Source organism: Nocardia sp. NPDC056000 (assembly GCF_042269265.1).
Lineage (GTDB): Bacteria > Actinomycetota > Actinomycetes > Mycobacteriales > Mycobacteriaceae > Nocardia.
Map to the genome: position 1 here is coordinate 123,794 of NZ_JBHJXS010000016.1, position 21,014 is coordinate 144,807.

The 21,014-nt window shown below is 66.9% G+C and carries 18 protein-coding genes; 11 read left to right on the plus strand and 7 right to left on the minus strand.

The window, feature by feature from the left end:
- The first annotated feature begins 262 nt into the window (after positions 1-262).
- Positions 263-1,435: a lipase family protein gene (locus ACFC4D_RS38825; RefSeq protein WP_375966315.1), complete on the plus strand. Its 1,173-nt coding sequence runs from the start codon at positions 263-265 to the stop codon at positions 1,433-1,435.
- Between the two features lie 129 nt (positions 1,436-1,564).
- Here ACFC4D_RS38825 and ACFC4D_RS38830 read toward each other — a convergent pair whose 3' ends face one another.
- On the minus strand, positions 1,565-3,070 hold the full coding sequence (locus tag ACFC4D_RS38830; RefSeq protein ID WP_364638980.1) for an MFS transporter: 1,506 nt from the start codon (positions 3,068-3,070) through the stop codon (positions 1,565-1,567).
- 117 nt (positions 3,071-3,187) lie between these two features.
- On the opposite strand from ACFC4D_RS38830, the gene ACFC4D_RS38835 reads away from it, so the two are divergent.
- From ACFC4D_RS38835 to ACFC4D_RS38865, 7 genes are all read left to right on the plus strand, one after another.
- The gene (locus tag ACFC4D_RS38835; RefSeq protein ID WP_375966312.1) at positions 3,188-3,862 is read left to right on the plus strand and encodes a TetR/AcrR family transcriptional regulator; all 675 of its coding nucleotides are present in this window, start codon (positions 3,188-3,190) and stop codon (positions 3,860-3,862) included.
- A 33-nt stretch (positions 3,863-3,895) separates the two neighbouring features.
- Complete coding sequence (locus tag ACFC4D_RS38840; RefSeq protein ID WP_376071008.1) at positions 3,896-5,194, plus strand: D-arabinono-1,4-lactone oxidase; 1,299 nt, start codon at positions 3,896-3,898, stop codon at positions 5,192-5,194.
- Positions 5,195-5,302: 108 nt separating this feature from the next.
- On the plus strand, positions 5,303-5,497 hold the full coding sequence (locus tag ACFC4D_RS38845) for a hypothetical protein (protein ID WP_364638988.1): 195 nt from the start codon (positions 5,303-5,305) through the stop codon (positions 5,495-5,497).
- A gap of 11 nt (positions 5,498-5,508) precedes the next feature.
- On the plus strand, positions 5,509-5,838 hold the full coding sequence (locus ACFC4D_RS38850; RefSeq protein ID WP_376071011.1) for a hypothetical protein: 330 nt from the start codon (positions 5,509-5,511) through the stop codon (positions 5,836-5,838).
- 97 nt (positions 5,839-5,935) lie between these two features.
- On the plus strand, positions 5,936-7,495 hold the full coding sequence (locus ACFC4D_RS38855) for a BCCT family transporter (RefSeq protein WP_376071013.1): 1,560 nt from the start codon (positions 5,936-5,938) through the stop codon (positions 7,493-7,495).
- Positions 7,496-7,627: 132 nt separating this feature from the next.
- On the plus strand, positions 7,628-8,041 hold the full coding sequence (mscL, locus tag ACFC4D_RS38860; protein WP_375966302.1) for a large conductance mechanosensitive channel protein MscL: 414 nt from the start codon (positions 7,628-7,630) through the stop codon (positions 8,039-8,041).
- 90 nt (positions 8,042-8,131) lie between these two features.
- The gene (locus ACFC4D_RS38865) at positions 8,132-9,682 is read left to right on the plus strand and encodes an MFS transporter (RefSeq protein ID WP_376071016.1); all 1,551 of its coding nucleotides are present in this window, start codon (positions 8,132-8,134) and stop codon (positions 9,680-9,682) included.
- Positions 9,683-9,696: 14 nt separating this feature from the next.
- Here ACFC4D_RS38865 and ACFC4D_RS38870 read toward each other — a convergent pair whose 3' ends face one another.
- From ACFC4D_RS38870 to ACFC4D_RS38880, 3 genes are all read right to left on the minus strand, one after another.
- The gene (locus ACFC4D_RS38870; RefSeq protein WP_376071019.1) at positions 9,697-10,380 is read right to left on the minus strand and encodes a GAF and ANTAR domain-containing protein; all 684 of its coding nucleotides are present in this window, start codon (positions 10,378-10,380) and stop codon (positions 9,697-9,699) included.
- Between the two features lie 161 nt (positions 10,381-10,541).
- A complete protein-coding gene (locus tag ACFC4D_RS38875; protein ID WP_376071022.1) occupies positions 10,542-11,234 on the minus strand; it encodes a CDGSH iron-sulfur domain-containing protein in 693 nt (230 codons plus the stop codon).
- Positions 11,235-11,239: 5 nt separating this feature from the next.
- Positions 11,240-12,580, minus strand: coding sequence for a DUF3533 domain-containing protein (locus tag ACFC4D_RS38880; RefSeq protein WP_376071025.1), 1,341 nt, complete (start codon positions 12,578-12,580; stop codon positions 11,240-11,242).
- Positions 12,581-12,694: 114 nt separating this feature from the next.
- Here ACFC4D_RS38880 and ACFC4D_RS38885 point away from each other — a divergent pair, with 114 nt between their 5' ends.
- Positions 12,695-13,288 carry a TetR/AcrR family transcriptional regulator gene (locus tag ACFC4D_RS38885; RefSeq protein WP_375966288.1) on the plus strand — a complete coding sequence of 198 codons (594 nt, stop codon included), beginning with the start codon at positions 12,695-12,697 and terminating at the stop codon, positions 13,286-13,288.
- Between the two features lie 107 nt (positions 13,289-13,395).
- A complete protein-coding gene (locus ACFC4D_RS38890; protein ID WP_364639013.1) occupies positions 13,396-14,031 on the plus strand; it encodes a TetR/AcrR family transcriptional regulator in 636 nt (211 codons plus the stop codon).
- 16 nt (positions 14,032-14,047) lie between these two features.
- Here the strand turns inward: ACFC4D_RS38890 and ACFC4D_RS38895 are convergent, their stop codons facing one another.
- Positions 14,048-16,168: a prolyl oligopeptidase family protein gene (locus tag ACFC4D_RS38895; protein ID WP_376071028.1), complete on the minus strand. Its 2,121-nt coding sequence runs from the start codon at positions 16,166-16,168 to the stop codon at positions 14,048-14,050.
- A 219-nt stretch (positions 16,169-16,387) separates the two neighbouring features.
- Between ACFC4D_RS38895 and ACFC4D_RS38900 the strand changes: the two genes are divergently transcribed.
- Positions 16,388-18,985 (plus strand): DUF4132 domain-containing protein, encoded by a 2,598-nt coding sequence (locus ACFC4D_RS38900; protein WP_376071030.1) that lies wholly within the window; start codon positions 16,388-16,390, stop codon positions 18,983-18,985.
- Here the strand turns inward: ACFC4D_RS38900 and ACFC4D_RS38905 are convergent.
- Both ACFC4D_RS38905 and ACFC4D_RS38910 read right to left on the minus strand, forming a co-directional pair.
- Positions 18,961-20,418 (minus strand): FAD-binding protein, encoded by a 1,458-nt coding sequence (locus tag ACFC4D_RS38905; protein WP_376071033.1) that lies wholly within the window; start codon positions 20,416-20,418, stop codon positions 18,961-18,963. The genes ACFC4D_RS38900 and ACFC4D_RS38905 overlap by 25 nt on opposite strands.
- Entirely contained in the window at positions 20,415-20,903 is a 489-nt protein-coding gene (locus tag ACFC4D_RS38910) for a VOC family protein (protein ID WP_376071035.1), read from the minus strand. The genes ACFC4D_RS38905 and ACFC4D_RS38910 overlap by 4 nt, the downstream gene beginning before the upstream one ends.
- Between the last annotated feature and the right edge of the window lie 111 nt (positions 20,904-21,014).

Here is a 21,014-nt window from a genome sequence, read left to right on the forward strand (position 1 = left end):
CGGGCGCGGAAGATGTCCGGCCCATTCGAGCCAGTCTACGAACTTCCGCCGCCAACGTGCGCAAGGTGGCGAAGCAGTCGAGCACACGAGTTCCGACGATAGGGACGACTACCCTCCTGTTCAGTTTGCTAAACCGTTGCCCTTCGGCGTGTTGCTGAACCGGAACAGCACCCGGGAACTGCGAGGATAGTGCCGCTTGCCCGGAGTTGTCCCATCGGTATCGAGGAGAGCCAAGTTGGCGGTGCGGCAGTTGATCAGAAGCATGCTGGTCCGGAGCTGCGGCATCGCCGCAGCGGCGATCGCCGTCATGGCGTCCGCACCGGCGGCGCACGCGGGAGCGATATACCCGATCGCGGATCCCGACGGGTTCTACTACGCCCCAGGAAATCTCGGCTCGACCGCACCCGGCGATGTGCTGCGGTCGCGAAATGTGCCCTCCCCGTGGCCCGGCGCCACGGTATGGCAGTTGCTGTTCCACTCCACCGATTCATCGGGCGGGCCCATCGCCGCGATGACCACGCTGATCATGCCCGGCGGGCCGGGGCCCAAGCCGCTGGTCTCGTATCAGCCGTTCGTCAATTCGCTTGGGCTGCAGTGCGCTCCGTCGCATGCGCTGTTCGACGGCGGGCTCAAGGAGTCGGCGGCGCTGAATCTGCTGCTCGCCAGGGGCTGGGCGGTCGCGGTCCCCGACCATCTAGGCCCGGACAGTGCGTACGGCGCGGCTCGCATGGGTGGTCAGATCACCCTAGACGGCATTCGCGCGGCCGAACGGTTCGCTCCTGCGGGACTGGGGAATTCCCCGGTCGGCATGGTCGGATACTCCGGCGGGGCGATGGCGACGGGCTTCGCGGGCGCGCTCGCCCCTGAGTACGCGCCGGAACTGAATATCGTCGGGCTCGCGCAGGGCGGTGTGCCGGTGAATCCGGGCAAGATCGCCATCCAGGTCGGCGATGTCCCGCATCCGCTGTTCGGGCTGGGGTTCGCGGTGGCCATCGGCATGGAGCGTGAGTACCCGAGCCAGGTGCCGCTCGACAACGCGCTGACCCCGGCGGGGTACGCGCTGCGCGACCGGATCGCGAATTCCTGTGTGGATGACATCATCTCGGCCGGGGCCGGGCACACCATCAGCGAGGTCTTCCATCGCGGTATGGAGAACGATCCCTCGCTCATCGCGGCCTTCCACGACAACGCGCTGGAGATCTACCCCGGCGTGCCCCGGGTCCCGGTCTATGAATGGCACGGCGGCAATGATCAGGTGCCGCTGGATCTCGCGCTCGGGACCGCGGGCCGCTACTGCGCCTCCGGCACCCCGGTGCAGTTCGACATCATCCCCGGCACCGATCACGCCACGGCGATCCTGCCCGGCGCGATCAACGCCTACGGCTACCTGGCGGACCGTTTCGCGGGCAGGCCCGCACCATCCAACTGCCACTGAGGTTTTCAGTAAGGAAACAGCCCCGCTCACTGACGTGAGCGGGGCTGCGGCCTTTGTGGGGGAAGCGCGGAGCGGCCCCGCTCACTTCGTTGTGAGCGGGGCCGCTTCCTGTGATTCGGGGTTCGAATCTCAGTGCGCCAGAACGGGTTCGCCCTCGGAGGGGACGGGTACGTTGTTCGGCATGATGAAACCGGTGATCACCGCGCCGACCACGAAGATCGCGGCGGCCCACCAGAAGGTGGTGGTGTAGCTGCGCACGGCGGCTTCGGCCAGTACCGCGGGGGTCGCGGGACCGTGGTCGGAGACGTAGTTGCCGAGGGCGGTGGCGGCCAGCGTGCTCAGCAGTGCGGTGCCGATGGAACCGCCGACCTGCTGGCTGGTGTTCACCATCGCCGAGGCAACGCCCGCGTCCTCATGCTCCACACCGGAGGTCGCGCCGATGAAGGCGGTCGACATCGCGGTACCCAGGCCGACGCCCATCAGGATGAGGCTGGGCAGGATGTGGCTGGCGTAGGCGGTGTCCACGCCGATCCGGGTGAGCAGCGCCATACCCAGTGCGGCGATCAGGAATCCGGCGACGACGGTCACCTTCGGGCCGACCTTGGGCACCAGCAGCGACGGCACCGTGGTCGAGGAGGCGACCATGCCCGCCACCATGGGCAGGAAGGCCACGCCGGTGATGATCGGCGAGTAACCCAGCTGCTGCTGCATGTAGTAGGTCAGGAACAGGAACATGGCGAACATGCCGATGCCGATGGCGAAGACGGTCATGTAGGACGCGCCGCGGGTGCGGTCCAGCACCACGCGCAGCGGCAGCAGCGGATTGGCGACCCGCTGTTCCAGCGCGAAGAACACGCCGAGCAGCACCACGCCGCCGATCAGGAAGCCCAGCGTCGCCGAGTTGGTCCAGCCGTCGGATTCGGCCTTGGAGAAGCCGTACACGATGGAGAACAGCGCCGCGGTGACCGCGAGGGTTCCGGGGATATCCAGCTTGGGCCGGGTGGTGGCGGTGTGCTTGGCCAGCAGCAGGATCGCGCCGACCAGTGCGACGGCCGCGAAGACCAGGTTCACGTACATGACCCAGCGCCACGACGCCCATTCGGTGAGCGCGCCGCCGAGCAGCAGACCCAGCGCGCCGCCGGCACCGGCGATGGCGCCGAAGATGCCGAACGCCTTGGCGCGTTCCTTGGGCTCGGTGAAGGTCACGGTGAGCAGCGACAGTGCGGCGGGCGCCAGCAGTGCGCCGAAGACGCCCTGGGCCACGCGAGCACCGACCAGCACCTCGAACGAGGGTGCGGCGCCACCGACCGCGGAGGCGGCCGCGAAGCCGATCAGGCCGACGATGAAGGTGGTGCGGCGGCCGAACAGATCGGAGAGTCGTCCGCCGAGCAGCAGCAGGCTGCCGAAGGCGAGGGCGTATCCGGTGACGACCCACTGCCGGTCGCCGTTGGAGAAGCCGAGGTCGAGCTGGGCTTCGGGGAGTGCGATATTCACGACGGTCGCATCGAGTACGACCATCAGCTGGGCAACGCCGAGTACGGCGAGCACCCACCAGCGCATGGCATGTGATCCACGGCGACCGTCTCCGGTCGTCGGCGCGGCTACTGCCTTCTCTTTCTCGAGAGCTGTCGTCATGGTGGTTTCCTTGTCCCCTAGGATTAGCGGAGATGCCATCTCCGTTTACTGAACGAAGCTATCATGTAAACGGAGAGATTCCCTCCGGATAATCCCGGTTCCTGTTAGGATTAGGCTGTGAATCACGTCACCACCGCGCCCCCACCGCGTCGCCTGCGGGCGGATGCGGCCCGCAATCAGCAGCGCATCATCGCCGCTGCGCGCGAACTCTTCGCCGATCGCGGCCTCGAGGTCACCCTCGACGATGTGGCCGAACGCGCGGGCGTCGGCGTCGGAACCGTCTACCGGCGCTTCGCGAACAAGCAGGAGCTCATTCTCGAGGTCTTCGACGCCATGGTCACCGAGCTGGCCGCGGCCGTCGAGCTCGCGCTGCACCATCCCGATCCCTGGCAGGGCCTGGTGGAGTTGTTCGAGTACTCCTGCCGGCACATGTCCATCAACCGTGGATTCGGTGAGGTTGTGCTGGAGCTACACGACAGTATGGACCGCTTCACCGCCATGAAGGAACGGGTGCGTCCCGGAATGCAGGCGGTCATCCGCCGCGCCAAGGAGGCGGGCGCGCTGCAGCCGGATATCGAGGCGGGCGATTTCTTCGCCATGGTGAACATGGTCGACGGCGTCGCCGGTTTCGCCCGGCCCGTGAATACCGAAGTGTGGCAACGGTATATGGCGCTGGTGCTGAACGGCGTGCGCGGCGACGACGTCCCGCGGATCATTCCGACACAGCCTCCGCTCACCGATGACGAGGTGGAACTGGCCAAAGAAGCGATGTGCAGCGGCCGGAAAAGGTAGCGAGACTCACACCGGCGGTTTAAAGTTGGTCGCATGACCAACTCGTGGGCGAACTGGGCCGGGGATCAGAGCTGTACTCCGGCGGTTATCGCCGAGCCGGGCACGCCCGAAGAAGTCGCCGCCGTGCTGGCCCGCGCGGAGGCGGACGGGCATACCGTGCGCGTCGCCGGATCGGGGCATTCCTTCACCGAGACCGTGCTCACCGACGGCACCATGCTGCGCCTGAACAAGCTCGACAAGATCCTCTCGGTGGACCGCGCGAACGGGCTGGTGCGCGCCGAAGCGGGCATCACGCTCAACGCCGCCAGCAACGCCCTGCACCCCATGGGCCTGGCCTTCCCCAATCTCGGCGATATCGATGTGCAGTCCGTGGCGGGCGCGACCGCCACCGGCACCCACGGCACCGGGGCCAAATTGCAGAACCTCTCGGCCGCACTGCAATCGGTCGAGCTCATGCTGGCCGATGGCAGCCGCGTCGAACTCAATGAGCAGACCGATCCGGACGGCTGGCGCGCCGCGCGGGTGAATGTGGGCGCGCTCGGCGTGGTCACCGCCGTCACCCTGCAGATGGTGCCGTCGTTCGTGCTCGAGGGCGTGGAGCGGCCGGTGCCGGTGGAGGATGTGCTCGCCGATCTGGACACCTTCGTGGACGGCAACGAGCATTTCGAGTTCTACATGTTCGCGCATTCGCCGCTGGCCATGACCAAGGCCAATAACACCGTGGACCTGCCCGAACAGCCGCGCGGTAAGGCGATGGACTGGTTCTCGGACATCCTGGTCACCAACTACACCTTCGACGCGCTGTGCAAGCTCACCCGCGCCCAGCCCCGGCTGATTCCGTACGTGCAGCGGGCCGCGGCCTATGCGGGCAGCTATCGGCGGCAGGTGGAGCGGTCGTACAAGGTCTTCGCCAGTCCGCGGCTGTTCCGCTTCACCGAGATGGAGTACGCCATCCCGCGCGAGCACTCCGCCGACGCGATCCGCGAGATCAAAGAGGTGGCAAGCCATTTCGATACGGCAATGCCGATCGAGGTGCGCTGGGTCGCGCCCGATGACGCCTTCCTGTCCCCCGCGGGCGGCCGCGAGACCTGCTATATCGCGGTGCATCAGTACACGGGCATGGAGTACGAGCCGTATTTCCGGGCCTGCGAGGCGGTGTTCGATCGCTACAACGGCCGCCCACACTGGGGTAAGCGGCACTTCCAGACCGCCGAGACGCTGAGCGAGCGCTACCCGCACTGGGAGCAATTCGCCGAGGTGCGCGAGCGTTTCGACCCGCAGGGGCGTTTCACCAACGCGTATATCGAGCGGGTACTGGGTCCAATCGGCTGAAATGGCACTATGCTCGGTTGCTGAAAGATCGCTGTAATTGCGGAACTGCTCGTCGGACTGTCCTGGATGCGCGCCCGACCCGGGTGCGACCACACGGAGGAGGTTTCGATGTCTTCTTTCAACGACAACGTCAATGACGCGACCGATAAGGCCAAGGACGCAGCCAAGGACGCCGCGGACAAGGCCGAGGGCATGGCCGAACATATGGAAGACCGCCTCAAGCACGCGACCGATGACGTCAAGGAGAAGGTCGGCGGATTCGTCGACAAAATGAAGGAACGCCTCGGCGGCGGCGCGAAGTAGGGGCACCGAATATGCCGACGAATGACAATATCGGCGATTCCGCCGAAAAGGTGGCCGGTGATATCGGCGGCAGCGCCGGGGAATTCGCCGATAAGGCACAGACGGCCGCCGGACAGCTCGCCGAGCGCGCGAGCGGTGCGGCCGCCGAACTCGCGGACCGGGCCAGCAGCGCCGCCGCCGACCTCGCCGATATGGCGAAGGCATTCGCCGACAAGATAAACACCGACGATATGCAGGGCACCCTGGAACAGGTGCGCGCCAATCTGGAACACGCCGCCCAGGACGTGATGGCGGCGGTCAACGAGATCGTCGAAGCCGTGAAGAACAAGGTCGGCAAGTAGTATCCGCAACCCCGATGCCGAGCCGCCGCGCTCGGCATCGGGGTTGTCGCACATCGGAGTTCGGACCGTCGCACCACCTCGACAGGGAGCCAGCCACGTGAGCGCACCGAGCAAACCCTCGTCCGATCCGGCTCCGATCCATCACCGAGTGGCGGTCGCGCCGAGGGTGTTCTGGCCCTCGGCCATCGTGGTGACGGCATTCACCCTGTACGCCATTATCTTTCGCGATCTGGCGGCACGGCAGGCGAAAGCGATCCAGGACAATGTGATCGGCAGTTTCGGCTGGTACTACATCGTCATCGTGACACTGTTCGTGGTGTTCGCCATCTGGCTCGGGCTCGGGCGATTCGGCGATATCAATCTCGGCGAGGACGGCGAGAAGGCCGAATACTCCATGGGCGCTTGGCTTTCCATGCTGTTCGCGGCCGGGATGGGTATCGGCCTGGTGTTCTGGGGTGTGGCCGAACCGCTGTTCCATTATGACGAGCCGAGGCCCGGAGTCGGGTCGACCTCGGCGCAGCGCGCCGATGCCGCCATGGTGCAGACGTTCCTGCACTGGGGGATTCATCCGTGGGCCATCTACGTGGTGGTGGGCTTGGCCATCGCGTATTCGATCCATCGCAAGGGACGGCCGGTGTCGATTCGCTGGTCGCTGGAATCGCTTGTGGGCGATCGCATTCGGGGCTGGCGCGGTGATGTCATCGATATCGTGGCGGTGATCGGCACGGTGTTCGGCGTGGCCACCTCGCTCGGACTGGGCATCCTGCAGATCTCGGCGGGCCTGAATTACGAAGGCTGGCTGCATGACCCGGGTAAGGGCTTGCAGGTGGTGCTGATCATCGGGGTCACCGCGCTGGCCACCATCTCGGTGGTGACCGGGGTGGACAAGGGCATCAAGCTGCTCTCGCAGGCGAATATGGGGGTGGCCGGATTACTGCTGCTGTATGTGCTGGTGGCGGGTCCGACGCTGTTCATCGTCAATGATCTGGTGCAGAACATCGGCACGTACATCCAGCAATTGCCGAAGATCAGCCTCTACACCGGAGCCACCGAGGGGGCCGACGGCACCGCGTGGACGCAGCGGTGGACGGTCTTCTACTGGGGCTGGTGGATTTCCTGGGCCCCGTTCGTCGGTGTGTTCATCGCCCGGATCTCGCGCGGGCGCACGGTGCGCGAATTCGTGGCCGGGGTGCTGCTGGTGCCGACGCTGCTGACCTTCGTATGGTTCGCGGTATTCGGCGGGGCGGGTCTGCATCGCGAAATGCTCGGCGGCGGTGGACTTATCGGGCCGGATGGGCCGGATCGCGATAGCGCGCTGTTCGCCATGCTCGATACCTTGCCGGGCGGCAGCCTCACCGCCGGACTGGCGATGCTGGTGATCGTGCTGTTCTTCATCACTTCGGCGGATTCCGGTGCGCTGGTGGTGAATATGTTGTCCTCGGGCGGAAATCCGGAGCCGCCCAAATGGAGTCGGGCATTCTGGACCGCGATGCAGGGTGCGGTGGCCATCGCGCTGCTGGTGGCCAGCGGTACCGGCACCGCCGCGCTCACCACCCTGCAGACCGTGGCGATCCTGATCGCGCTGCCGTTCAGCGTCGTCATGCTCGCCATGTGCTGGGCGCTGGTGCGCACCTTCAAGGCCGAGCGCGGCGGCTGATCAGATCACATACCGCTCACCATGTGACGACTGTCAAAAACGTCAGCGCCTTGTCCGAAATGCCGTGCGGCCTGCCCTTAGACTTCGAGACAGAAGATTACGAATTCGTCTCGGATTGGATATTCCTGCATCATGCTCAAGGGTTTCAAAGACTTCCTGATGAGGGGCAACGTGCTCGACCTCGCGGTCGCGGTTGTCATGGGAACCGCGTTCACCGCCATCGTCACCTCGGTGACCAAGGGGCTGATCGAGCCGCTGCTGGCGACCGCCGGCGGTAATAGCGAATTCGGTCTGGGCTTCCAGATTCTGGCGAGCAAGCCGTCCACGTTCGTGGCGCTGGGCCCGATCATCAGCGCCGCGATCAACTTCGTGACCGTGGCCGCGGTGCTGTACTTCGTGCTGATTCTGCCGATGAAGCATCTGCAGGCCCGGCTGTCCAAGCCGACCGCGGTCAAGGCCGATCCGACCGAGCTGGAGCTGCTCACCGAGATCCGCGACCTGCTCGCCAAGCAGAAGGCCGAGACGGGCGAAACACTGAACAAGTAGGTCACGACCGCCTCCCCGGACCGGGGCTAGGGTGCTAGCCAGAGCGTTGCTGGCTAGTTCTCCGGGCACTCGATACGAGGAGGCGGGACCGTGGGCCGCATTCCGCCGCGACAGCTGTCGCAGGCTGGACCGGATCATGAGCATCCCGCCGCGCCCGGGCGCTGGGCGATGCTCGCGGTGCTGTGCTGCAGTCTGCTGCTGGTGGCCATGGACGCCACGATTCTGAATGTGGCGCTGCCGTCCCTGATCGACCATATGGATCCCAGTCCGATGGAACAGCTGTGGATCGTCGACCTCTACGGCCTGGTGCTCGGCGGTCTGCTCATCACCTGCGGTGCGATCGGCGACCGCTACGGCCGCAAGCGTTTGTTCATAGCGGGTTTCGTACTCTTCGGCGTGGCCTCGGTGATCGCGGCGATGGCGCATTCGCCCGCGCAGCTCATCGCCGGGCGCGCGCTGCTCGGTGTCGGCGGGGCCATGGTGATGCCGTCCACGCTTTCGCTGATCCGCAATATCTTCACCGATGATCATGAGCGCACCCAGGCCATCGGCATCTGGGCATCGGTCGCGGGGGCGGGCGCGGCCATCGGCCCGCTGGTGGGCGGGCATCTGGTGGAGGCGTTCGGTTGGTCGGCCGCGTTCTGGCTGAATGTGCCGGTGGTCGTGGTGACGGTGACCGCGGCGATCTGGTTGCTGCCCGAATATCGCGCACCGCAGATCGGCAGCCTGGATTGGCTCAGCGCGCTGCTGTCGGTGCTGGGCATCGTGGCGCTGGCGTGGGGTATCAAGCATGTGGCCAAGGGCAATCCGGCGGCGCTCGATCTGGTGATCCTGGTGGCGTCGGTGCTGCTGCTCGGACTGTTCGCGTATCGCCAGTTGCGCTCGCCCGATCCACTGCTGGATGTGCGGCTGTTCCGCAATCGCGCGTTCACCGCCGCCGCGCTGGCGACGCTGCTGGCCATGCTCGCCATCGGTGCGGCGCTGTTCCTGATCTCGTTGTGGCTGCAATACATTCACGGCTACACACCGTCCGAGGCCGGATTGCGCACGGTGCCCGCGGCGATCGCGACGCTGCTGGGCTCGCTGTCCGCGCCGTGGCTGCTGCGACGGGTCGGGGTGCGATTCCTGATGGGCTTCGGCCTGGGCGCGCTGGCCGTGGGTTTCATTGTGCTGGCGGCCATTCCGACCACTACCTATCCGCTGGTCGCGTTGATTCTGGTGTGTCTGGGCATCGGCGACGGGGTGGCGATCACCACGGCCGCGGCGGTGCTGGTCTCGGCGGTGCCGCCGGAGCGGGCGGGGATGGCGGGCGCGGTGGAGGAGACCAATTACGAGCTCGGCATCGGATTGGGTGTGGCATTGCTCGGCAGTATTCACGGCCGGTTGTTCGTCTCGCATATGACGAATCTGCCGCTGTCCGGGGAGCAGCTCGATACCGCGCGCGGTTCGGTCGGCGGTGCGGCGTATGTCGCGGATCAGGTGGGCGGGGCGACCGGGGCGCAGGTGCTCGAAATCGCCCAGCACGCTTATGATTCCGCGCTGACCACCACCTCGTGGATTTCCGCGGGACTGGTCGGGGCGGTCGCGGTGCTGACCGTGGTGCTGGTCCCGCGCGGGTTCACCGCCACCTCGGCGCACTGACCGAGCCCGGGCGCTCACACCGGTTCTATGCGGAGTTCGCGTTCCACGACGCGGTGTGCGACCTCGACCAGGGACAGGCTGTTGATGAAGGCGTAGCCGCGCAATCGGGCGTAGGCGTCGGCGATATCGATGCCGAGTTCTCCGCTGGTCATGGCCGCCGCCTGGTGAATCCATCTGCTGGACAGCGGTTGTGCCCACTGCCGGGCCTCGTCCCCGGAGGCGAGTACCAGGCTCGCGGTCACCAGATCCGCGATGTGCAGGGCCGCCGCGAGCAGGCGCGGACCGGGCCTGCCGGCGGTGTCGCGGTACAGATCCATCGCGCCGAGCGGCAGCGGCCCCAATCGCAGCGGCACCGCGAACAGCGAACCGGAGACCGCCACGCCCGCAAGGGCTTCGGCGAAGCCGGGCCAGCGCTCATAGACGGAGGTGAAGTCCGCGATCGTCACCGGTGTGCCGTGCGCCGACGCCGATACCGCGGGTCCCTCCCCCACCGTGGCCTGCGCCCGTTCCACCTGATCGGCGAAATCGTCACTGGCGCACCAGGGTTGCATACCGGCGTCGATCTCGTGCAGCACGATGGCGGCGCGGCGCACCGGCAGCACCCGCACGCAGGCGTCGCAGACCGCCGCCAGCCCGCCGCCGGCGTCGCGAACCGCCCGCAGGAACTGCCCGGTCAGCTGATCGAACTGTGTACCCATCCCTCGAACCGCCCCACACTCATCGTTCCGCGAGGAGTAATTCGGTGCCCTGCGCCCATGGTCCCGTCACAGTCCCGCAACGAAAAGGGCCGAAAGTCCCACAGTGGCATGAGTATCCGTCTACCGAGTGGATCCAGCCCAGGTCACGCCGGGGCAACGGGTCAGTGCGATCGGTCGTCGCCGGGGGCGTCGGTGAAGCCGATGGCGGCGTGCGTGCCGTCGCAGAAGGGTTTGTTGCGGGATTCACCGCAGCGGCAGAGTGTGACGCGGTTACGGATCTCGTAATCGGTGCCGTCGGCGGCGGTGACCTGGATGCCGCCGCGCACCCAGTAGGGCCCGCTCACCTCTTTGGCCGGATCTTCCACCAGGCCAATGGATTTGGGCAGGTCGGGTTCGTAGGCGGTGCGCTCGGCGAGATTCCAGGCGATCAGGCGGCCGGACGGGCAGTCCGCGGATTCGCGTTTGGTGGCCGCCGCGGCCTCGTCGCCGGGCTGTTCGACCAGGTTCCAGACCTGGCCGTCGGCATCGCAGAAGCGGGCGAACGCGCACAGCGACTGCGCGTCGGTGAGCGTCACCTCCGGCCCGTCCTGTTCGGTGGCCTGCGCCAGATACGGTGCGCGCGAGGCCATTTCGGTGCCGTCGAAGCCGATCTTGGCGTGTGTGCCGTCGCAGAACGGCTTCTTCGCCGAATGCCCGCAGCGGCACAGGCTGTAGTTCTCGCCGGGTGTGGCGACCGGATCGCCCTCGCGCCACTCCCGCGAATCGCCCCGGGCATCGGGAACAATGGTCTGCTTGCTCAGGGGTACGCCGCCGGTGACGCGGTACGGGCCGTTCTCGGTAACCCGGATCTGCATACGGGTTACTCCACCAGCACCGCTTCGGCGGGCCGGTGCGACACGCCGAGTCGGTACAGACCCCGCAGGTCATAGGTGTGGGTGGCGACCGCGCCGAGCAGTACGCCCAGCAGCAGTCCGAAGATCGTCATCCACAGGCCGGTGCCCAGGCCCGCCGACAGATGCCCGTCGAAGAACAGCAGCGACCGCACGGCCAGGTAGATCTGGTGCATGGGTTCGAAATTCGCCAGGAAGGCGATATAGCGCGGGGTCGCCTCGACGGGGATGCTGCCCGAGGAGGACGGCAGGCCCAGCACCACGAACACGATCATATTGATGAGCAGGCCCGCGGTGCCGAACGCGGCCAGCACCGACAGCCCGGTCACCGCGACGGCGGTGATGGCGAGCGTGCCGTACAGGAACAGTGAGAACGCGTGCTCGATAGGCATATCCAGCAGTTCGGCGATGCCCAGGAACACGCCCGAGGCGATCGGCGCGGTCACCGCGGCCATGGCCCATTTCACCAGCAGTGTGCGCCAGCGCGAGATGGCCACGGGTGCGATATGCCGGTACCACGGGCCGTATTCGGCGGGCACGTAGCCGAGCACATTGTCGACCATGGCGTGAATGATCATGGCCCCGCTGAAGCCGACGAACAGCAGGATCAGGGTGTAGAAGAAGGCCGACAAACCCTGACCGGTGCCCTCGGGCAGCGGGTGGTAAGGGCTCACCACCACATCGATGGGTTTGGCCAATTGCAGTCGCGCGGCACCGCTCAATTCGGTCGGGGCCGCGCCCGGCGCGGGTGCGAGTTTCGCCCTGACCTGCTCGGTGAGCTGGGTGCCGACGGTCGAATTGACCTGCGCCATGGCCTTATCGGTGATGCGCTGCACGATCGAGGAGGCGTAGGTGCTGGCGCGCGGATTGGTGTGCACGGTGATCACCGGGCGCTCCACATCGCCGGGCACCACCGAGGCGGTGGCCAGAATGCTCAGCCGCTTGCTGAAATCGCTGGGGATGACGATCTCGCCGTAGACCTTGCCGTCGGCCAGCAGTCGCTGTGATTCGCTGATGCCGACCACGTGCAGGTCGATCTTGTCGGCCGGGATCTGGGCGATGAGGGCCTCGGCGATCTGATCGCCGACATTGACCGGCTTGCCGTCGAGAATGTCGCCGTCGTCCTGGTTGACCAGCGCGATCGGGAAATCGTGCAGGTTCTTCTCCGGGTCCGAGGTGTACCCGAGGTACATGGTGCCCAGCAGTGCGGCGAGCAGCGTGATCACGAAGACGGGCGCGATCCAGCCGCGCAGCGGCACACCGGGCTTGGTGGCGGCCGGAATCGCCGAGGGCGCGGGATCTTTCGGCACTGGCTCACTCCATTCGATACGTACACGCTCTGAAAGTCTTCGCCAAATGTAGGCACTGACAACAAAGTAGTCAATGCCAACATCCACCGATGTGTCCTATATCCTGCAAGCACCATGTCCATAGCCAGTTCGCGCTCCTATCACCACGGCGACCTGCGGGCCGAACTTCTGCGCCGCGCCGAGTCGCTGCTGCGCCGTTCCGGGGTCGACGGTCTGTCGCTACGGCAGCTGGCCCGCGATACCGGGGTCAGTCATGCCGCGCCGAGCAGGCATTTCCGGGATAAGCAGGCGCTGCTCGACGCGCTCGCGGTCGCCGGATTCGAACGGCTCGGGGCCTCGTTCGAGCAGGCCGCGGACGGCGGCACGCTGCTGGAGCGGATCACCGCGGTGGCGCGCGAATATCTGCGCTTCGCCATCGACAATCCGGAACTGCTGGCCGTGATGTTCGCGCGCAAGCAGCGGCAGACCCCGGCAATCCAGGCCGCGGTGGCGCAGGCCCTGGCCATGCCGTTCGCCATGATCACCGACGGGCAGGAGCGCGGTGAGGTGGTGGCGGGCGATCCACGGCGAATCTGCCTGTCGGCCATGGCCGCACTGCAGGGGCTCGCCACATTCGTCGGCTCGGGTTTCGTGGCCGCCGAGGATGCCGACGGCCTATTTGAAGAGACCGTGACCCACATGTTGGACGGTTTGCGTCCCCGTCGCTGAAGAACCGGCGTGGCACCGTTACCTTTGGTGCGGACCACCGCGAACGACGACAATCGAAGGCGGGCAGTGACAACCCCAGGGCAGGCAGTGACAACCGGAGCCGGGCAGTGACCATCGCGGGCAGGCAGTACGGCGGGCGCGCCGTCACCGAGCGCAAAGCCGAACGGCGGCAGCGGTTTCTCGATGCCGCCATCCAGATCTTCGGCGAGCGCGGCTATGCCAACTGTTCCCTGGCCGACGTCTGCGCCGCCGCCGGACTCTCCAAAAGGCAGTTCTACGAGGAGTTCACCACCCGCGAGGATGTCCTCGTCGCGGCGTACGACCAGATTCAGGACGAGGCCACGGCCGCGCTCGCCGCGGCCCTGGCCACGCTCGGGCCGGATCCGGATCCGATCGACACCGTCACCCTGGTGCTCTCCGCCTTTCTCGGTTCGGTCGGCTCGGACCCGCATCGGGCCAAGGTCGCCTTCGTGGAGGTGGTCGGGGTCAGTCAGGCCATGGAGGAGCACCGCCGCGCCCGCAGGCACGCCTGGACGCTGGTCATCCGCCGCGCGCTGGAACCGCTCGCCGGACCGGGGGCCCGCATTCGCGGCAATCCGGAGATGGCGGGCAGCGCCCTGATCGGCGCGGTCAACGGCCTGGCGCACGAATGGCTGCTGTCCGATCCGCGCCCGCCGGTCAGCGAACTGGTGGACATGCTTGTCCCCATTGCGGTTTCGCTGATCATCCGGGATGAGCCCTAGATCCGCATGCGGGCCCCTACATCAACTGCCGCATGAAGTAGGTGTACTCGAGGGCGCTGGTGTGCGCCTTCTCGTCATTGTTCGCGCCCGCGCCGTGTCCGCCCTGGGTGGCCTCGTAGAAGAAATACGGGTCACCCAGCGCGGCTAGCCGGGCGGCGAATTTACGGGCGTGCTGCGGTCCGACGCGGTCGTCCTTGCTGGTCGTCCAGACGAACGGCTCCGGATACTTCACCCCGGACTTCAATCGCGCGTAGGGCGAGATGGATTCGAGGAAGGCACGCTCCTCGGGGACCGACATGGACCCGTACTCGCCCACCCAGGACGCGCCCGCCGCGATCTGCTCGTACCGCTCCATATCCAGCAGCGGTATCTGAATGTCCACCGCGCTCCACAGTTCCGGATGCTGGGTGAACTCCACGCCCATGAGCAGTCCGCCATTCGACCCGCCCTGAATCCCGAGATGCCGTGGCGTGCTGATATTCCGGGCTATGAGATCGTCCGCCACCGCGGCGAAATCATCGAAAGCCTTCTGCCGCTTGGTCTTCAGTGCCGCCTCATGCCAGGCCGGACCGTATTCGCCGCCGCCGCGAATATTGGCGATGACGTACGCCCCGCCCTTCTCCAGCCAGGATTTGCCCAGCAGCCCGTTGTAGCCGGGCGTGGATGACAGCCCGAACCCGCCGTAGGCGTACACGATGGTCGGGGTGCTGCCGTCGTATTTCATATCGGCCGCGTGCACGATGAAGTACGGCACCTTGGTGCCGTCCGCGGAATCGGCCTTCAGCTGCTCCACCACGAAGCGGGACGAATCGAACCGCGCCGGTGCGGATTTCACCGGAGCCAGGCGGCCGCTCGCGGCATCGAGACTCCACAGCGTGGCGGGTGTGAGCAGTGAGGTGACCGAGAGGTAGGCGGTCTCACCGCGCGAATCCGCGTCCACGCCATAGACGGTCGCGTTATCGGGCAGGGGCACCGGGGCGCTCGTCCACGAGCCGTCCGGTTGCGGGGCGTAGACGGTGGCACGGCCCTTCACGTCGTACAGCGAGGTCACCACCGCGTGCCCGCGCGTGGTCATGACCGACTGGAACGCCTCCTGCGGACCGGGGATGTACACCACCTTGGCCCGTAGATCGTCCGGATGCCGCGCCATCTCATCGGCGTCGAGGGAGATGAGCGAACCGGACTGGAATGTCGCACCGCCCGTGGTCCAGTCGTCCTTCAGCTGGACCAGCACCCGAGTGCCGACCATGCCCGCCACCTCGGATTTCGGCGGCAGCGCCAGGCGCACGGGTTTGCCGTTCACGAGCAGGTTGAACTGCGCCTCGAAGAACGAGGGGCGGCGCACCACCATGCTGACCCGATGCCCGTCGCCGCCGTCCAGCACCTGCGGTGCGGTGCCGAGCCCGTCGGCGGGATCACCGCGCAGCACCTCGGCGGCCTGATCCAGCGGCTGCCCGCGCTGCCAGCTCTTGACGATGTACGGATAGCTCGAGGCGGTCTTCTCCCCCGGCTGCCATTCCCGCGAGATCAGCAGCGTGTCATCGTCCGCCCACGCGACGTACTGCTTACCGCGCTCGAGGCTGAACCCGTTCGGCACGAATTGCCCGGTGCTGCGGTCGAATTCGCGCACCGTGACCGCGTCCTCACCGCCTTCGGACAGACTCACCAGGCAGCGCGTACCCCGATTGGGTGCGCAGGTCATGCCCTCCCACACCCAATTGCGCCCCTCGGCGGCGGCCAGCGCGTCCAGATCGAGCACGGTCTTCCACTGCGGTTGCGGCGCTTCGTAATCGGCGAGGGTGGTCTCGCGCCAGATTCCGCGCTGATGGTCACCGTCCTGCCAGAAATTGCCGATGGCGCCGTCCCGGAACTCGGGCGCGGGGAGCCGATCCGGGGCATTGGCGAGGGCCTTGGCCTGTGCGAGATTGTCCGCGTATCGCGGATCCTTCTCCAGCACCCCGAGTGTCTTGGCGTTCTCGGACGCGACCCAGGACTGCACCCGGGGCGAATCCAGCTCCTCCAGCCAGCGGAACTCGTCCCCCGAGCTCCCGGATCCGGCGCAGCCCGCGACGACCACGGCGATCATCGCGACTATCGCGGCTCGCCGGCCGATTCGGTTCCCGCCCGTACCGGCCACGAATCTTCCTGCACGAGCCATGAATCCCCCGTTTCATGATCATGCGCCCGCCCCGGGCGAAGCGTCGAAGGGCAGACTACCGTGCTCAGCCGACACTTTCACCGGGCCGATCGTCCCGCCATATCGAGGTTGCCGGTGGTGCGCGGCCGGAGTTGTCGGTGGTGCGCGGCAAGATCGGTGCCGGGTGCCGGGCCGGGACAGCGCGGTGGAGAGGGTGTTATGACGACAGAGGACGAATGGTCCGTTCCCGCGCAGTGGCGGGCGAAGGCGGAACCGTTCCGGGGGCGGAACACGGTGGGGGCCCGGGAGATCCCGGCCGATGCGACGGGGCGACTGGCCGCGCTGCTGGGGCGGTACAGCCCGCGAGTCCGGTCCTGGCTGGAGGTGCCGCCGGAGGGCGAATTCGGCGCGGCCGTGGCGGCGGCCACGGGGTACATCCAAGCGCCGGATGCCCCGATCACACCGTTGGCGGCGGCGGTGGTGTGGGCGCTGGCGGATTACAACCTGCGGCATCGCGAGTCCGAGCGCATCGAGATGCGAGATCACTTCCTGGACAGCTGGATTCAGCGGCACGGACCGGTCTTCGCGGCCGAGACCGTGGTGTGGAGTCGCGGCATCGTGGTGGATCGCCGACGGTCCAGCGAGGGCTGGCTGGCCGCGGTGCTGGAGCTCGCCGCGCCCGATGATCCCAATCTGATCGGTTTCGACTATCTGGCGCAGAGTCTGCGGGCGCATCTCGCGAGCGTCCCGGACGACGAGTATCAGGCTGTGGTGCAACGCCTTTCGGAACTTCGCGAGGATCCCGGCACGGTGTGGGCGCGGCTGGCGTGCACCTATCTGGTTCCCGATCAGCAGGAGTGGCTGGATACCGATCTCGCGGCCGATGGCCGGAATCCGCGCAGCCGGGCGCGCACCATGCTGTCCTCCTGCCTGACCACCGAAGCCCAGCTCGACCGCTTCCTGGAGGTCACCGGCCCACCGGTGTACAGCCCGGACTCGCAGAAGTTCAGCATGCTGACCCAGGTCGGACCCGCCGCGGTGCCGATGATCCTGCAACAGTTCGACTGGGCGGCGGGCAATAATTGGACCGCGGATATCAAAACACTGTCCGGCATGCTGTCCCAGGTGCCGACCGATGCCGCCTATCAGGCGCTGCTGAATCGGATCGACAACAAGCATGTGGCCGCCGCGCTGGACAAGGCTTCTGCCCGGTATCCGCGCCGGGCCATGCGGCTGCTGTCCCGTCAGGCCGCCGAACTGGCCACCCCGCTGGTGGTCCGGACATTGCGATTGCACGCGGCGGCGCATCCGGATCTGATCGCCGAATACGCTGTGGCGCAAGCACTTCCGCTGCTCGAGATCACCAAGCGGCTGCCCGACGCCGATACCGCCGCGCTGCCGCCCGCGCTCACCGGCGCACCGCCCAGGAAGGCTCCGAAACCGCCGAAATGGCTGGTGCCCACTCTCCTACCGCAGCTCCGACTGCGCGAGACCGATACCGCGTTGCCGGATATCGCTGCCGCACGGTTCATTACGATGCTGATCGCGTCCGGCGTCGATGACGATCACCCCGGGGTCGCCGAGGTGATCGCGGCCGTGGAACCGGCCGCGCTGGCCGAATTCACCTGGGCCATCTTCGATGCCTGGCAGTTGGCGGCCTATCCGGCCAAGAACGGCTGGGTGCTGCACGCGCTCGCGCTCACCGGCAATGACGACACCGCGCGCCGCCTGGTCCCGTATATCACTGCCTGGCCGGGTAAGTCCGGCAGTGCGCGGGCGGTGGAGGGACTGCGGGTGCTGGCCGCCATCGGCGGTGAGATCGCGCTCATGCACCTGCATTCCATTGCCGGGAAGACCAAATACGACAGCCTGCGCACCGAGGCCGAGAAGCAGGTGGCGGCCATCGCCGAACGGCTCGGCCTGGGTGAGGAGGAGCTGGCCGATCGGGTCGTCCCGCATCTGGGCCTGTCCGCGGACAGCACGCTGCGATTGAACTACGGACCGCGCGAGTTCGAGGTCGGCCTGGATCATGAACTGCGGCCGAGCATTTCGGCCGGGGGCCGATCCCTGCGCAGCATGCCCAAACCCGCCGCGGCCGATGATCCCGAGCTGGCTCCGGTGGCCTATCAATCCTTCCGCGATTTCGCGAAGGAGCTCAAAACGGTCACCACCGATCAGCTGCGGCGTTTCGAGGCCGCCATGGTGGACGGCCGCCGCTGGCGCGCGCCCGCGCAGCGCGCCATGATCATCGAGCATCCGGTGCTGGGTCAGCTGGCGCGGCGGCTGGTGTGGGCGATCTTCGCCGCCGACGGCACGGTGAGCGGATCGTTCCGGGTCGATCAGGACGGCACCCTGGCCGATATCGAGGACGAACGCCTCGAACTACCGGCGGACGCGCTGGTCGGCATCGCGCATCCGCTGCACCTCGGCGATGATCTGACGCGCTGGCGGGAGGTGTTCACCGATTACGAACTGCTGCAACCGTTCGAACAGCTGGAGCGGCCGGTGTACCGGTTCACCCCGGAGGAGGCTGCCGCGAAGGAATTGCCGCGTTTCGTCGATCGCAAGGTGCCGACCGGCAAGCTGTACGGCCTGCGCCAGCGCGGCTGGGAGCTGGGGTATTCCACGCTGTCCCACCGGTTCGGGGTGAACCGGCAGGTCGTGGTCAATGTGAGTCCGGGCATTCACGGCGGCTACAGCTACGAGGCCGAGGAACAGCTCATCGTCTCGGTGCTGTGCGAAGGCGGTGAGTTCGGCGAACTGGACGCGCTCACCGCCTCCGAACTACTGCGTCAGCTGGAGCGATTGGCCGCGTGAGCCCCGGCGCGGCGGCCGAAGAACGATCCCGCGCCGAGCTGGGTGCCGCTGGAGTACCCCTTGCCGTCTTGGGCCAGGGTCGCCGCGGTCGCGCCCGCCGCGTACAGGCCGGGAATGGGTGATCCGTTCTCGTGCAGCACTTCTCCGTCTACGGAGGTGTGCAACCCGCCCAGGGTGAAGCCCGCGTACAGGGCCTTGCCCAGGGTCAGGTCGAATGCCGCCCACGGGCCTTTGTCCTGCGGGGCGAGCCAATCCGGGTACTTGTGGAAATCCGGATCCTCGCCGCGCGCGGCATGCTCGTTGTACCGGTCGAGGGTGGCTTGCAGTGCCGCATAAGGGATTCCGAGCGCCTCGGCCATTTCCTCGACGGTCTCCCAGCCGTCGATGAACGGGGCGAGCGGGAACATCGGGCGTTCCATATGTTCGGAGTCGACGATCAAATACGCTGCCGCGCCGGGCTGTTCGAGCACGAACGCGGAGGTGCGCGAATGGTAGGAGTCCTCGGCGACGAAGCGCTTGCCCTCCTTGTTCACTACCAGTCCGGTGAGCAGGATCGATGGCGGGTACACCGGCGCGGTCACGAACGCCTGATCCATATTCCGGGCGGTGCCGCCCGCCGCCAGGCCCAGGCGCAGACCGGTCCCGTCGTCATAGGTGGTGCCGAGCACGAACGGCTTCTCGGCCAGCCACGGCACGTTCTCGGCGACCATCTCCGCGTTCATGACGAAGCCGCCGGTGGCCAGGACCACCGAATTCGCCTTCACCGCACCGGTTTCGCCGGGCCGCCGCCAGCGCACGCCGACAATGCCGCCCTCGGCGTCGGCGACCAGATCGGTCACCCCGGTCTCGTACCAGACCTCCACGCCCAGCGCCGCCGCCCGCTTCACCAGCAGTTCGATCACCATGGCCGCGCCCTGGGTATCACCGGGCACCGGTACCTTATGTCCGCGCGGTGCGGGTACGGCCTGATCGCGGTACGGCCACACCTTCTCGTTGCCGGTGTACATCAGCCCCTGGGTGCCGGGCTGGATGACCGCCTTCTCCGGGTAGTAGCTGCGCTCGAATTGGAAGCCGAGCCCCTCGAGCCAGTCGAAATGCTCGATGCTGCCGTCGCAGTAGGCGCGGATCTTCTCCGGTTCCGGTTCGCGCGCCACCGAGAGCAGGTACTTGTACATCTCCTCGGCCGAATCCTGTTGTCCGGTGGCTTTTTGCACCGCGGTGCCGCCGCCGAGGTAGAAGTGCCCACCGGCGAGCGCGGTGGTGCCGCCGGCCACGGCGGCGCGTTCCAGGATCAGCACCCGCGCACCGCGCGTGGCGGCCTCGACCGCGGCGCAGCCGCCGGCAATGCCGAATCCGGCTACCACCACGTCATATTCGGCGGTCCACTCGGTCACCGATTCCACCGCGACGACTTCCGGCGCTCTCGTGCTCACAGCGCACCCTTCTTGATCTGTTCGAAGAACTTCCGCATATTCGCCCCCACCTCGGCGAGTTCGATATAGGGCACCCCGGCGTCCGCGCCGTCGAGGTAGGCGAAGCGCATCTCGCCGCCCATGGTGCCCTGCTGCAGCACGTCGATGCCCTGTGCCGCGGCGTCTTTCAGCGCGGCGTCGAAATCGGCGGGTTCGGCGCAGACGTGATGCAGGCCCGGTCCGCCGCGCTCCAGGAATTCGGTGTAGATGGACGCGCCGCGGACGGGCTGGATCAGCTCGTACTGCATATCCCCGTTGTAGGCGAGGGAGATGTGCGCGGTGAAATCCGCGGGCTCACCCCGGTAGACGCAGGTGTCCGGGCCGAAGTGGATATCCGGCATGCGCGTCCACTTGCCCGCGCCGAGCGTCGCGCCCAGGAACTCCTCGCTCCGCGCCACATCCGTGACGACCCAGGCGATCTGGGTTATCGGTCCTGTCGACAGCATTGTCGTATTCACTCCTCCGTGCCACTTCTTCGGAGCCTAACCCGAATCCGCCGGGGCGACCCGGACAAGAACGAAGGCCCGGTCCATGGGACCGGGCCTTCCGAAATCGGT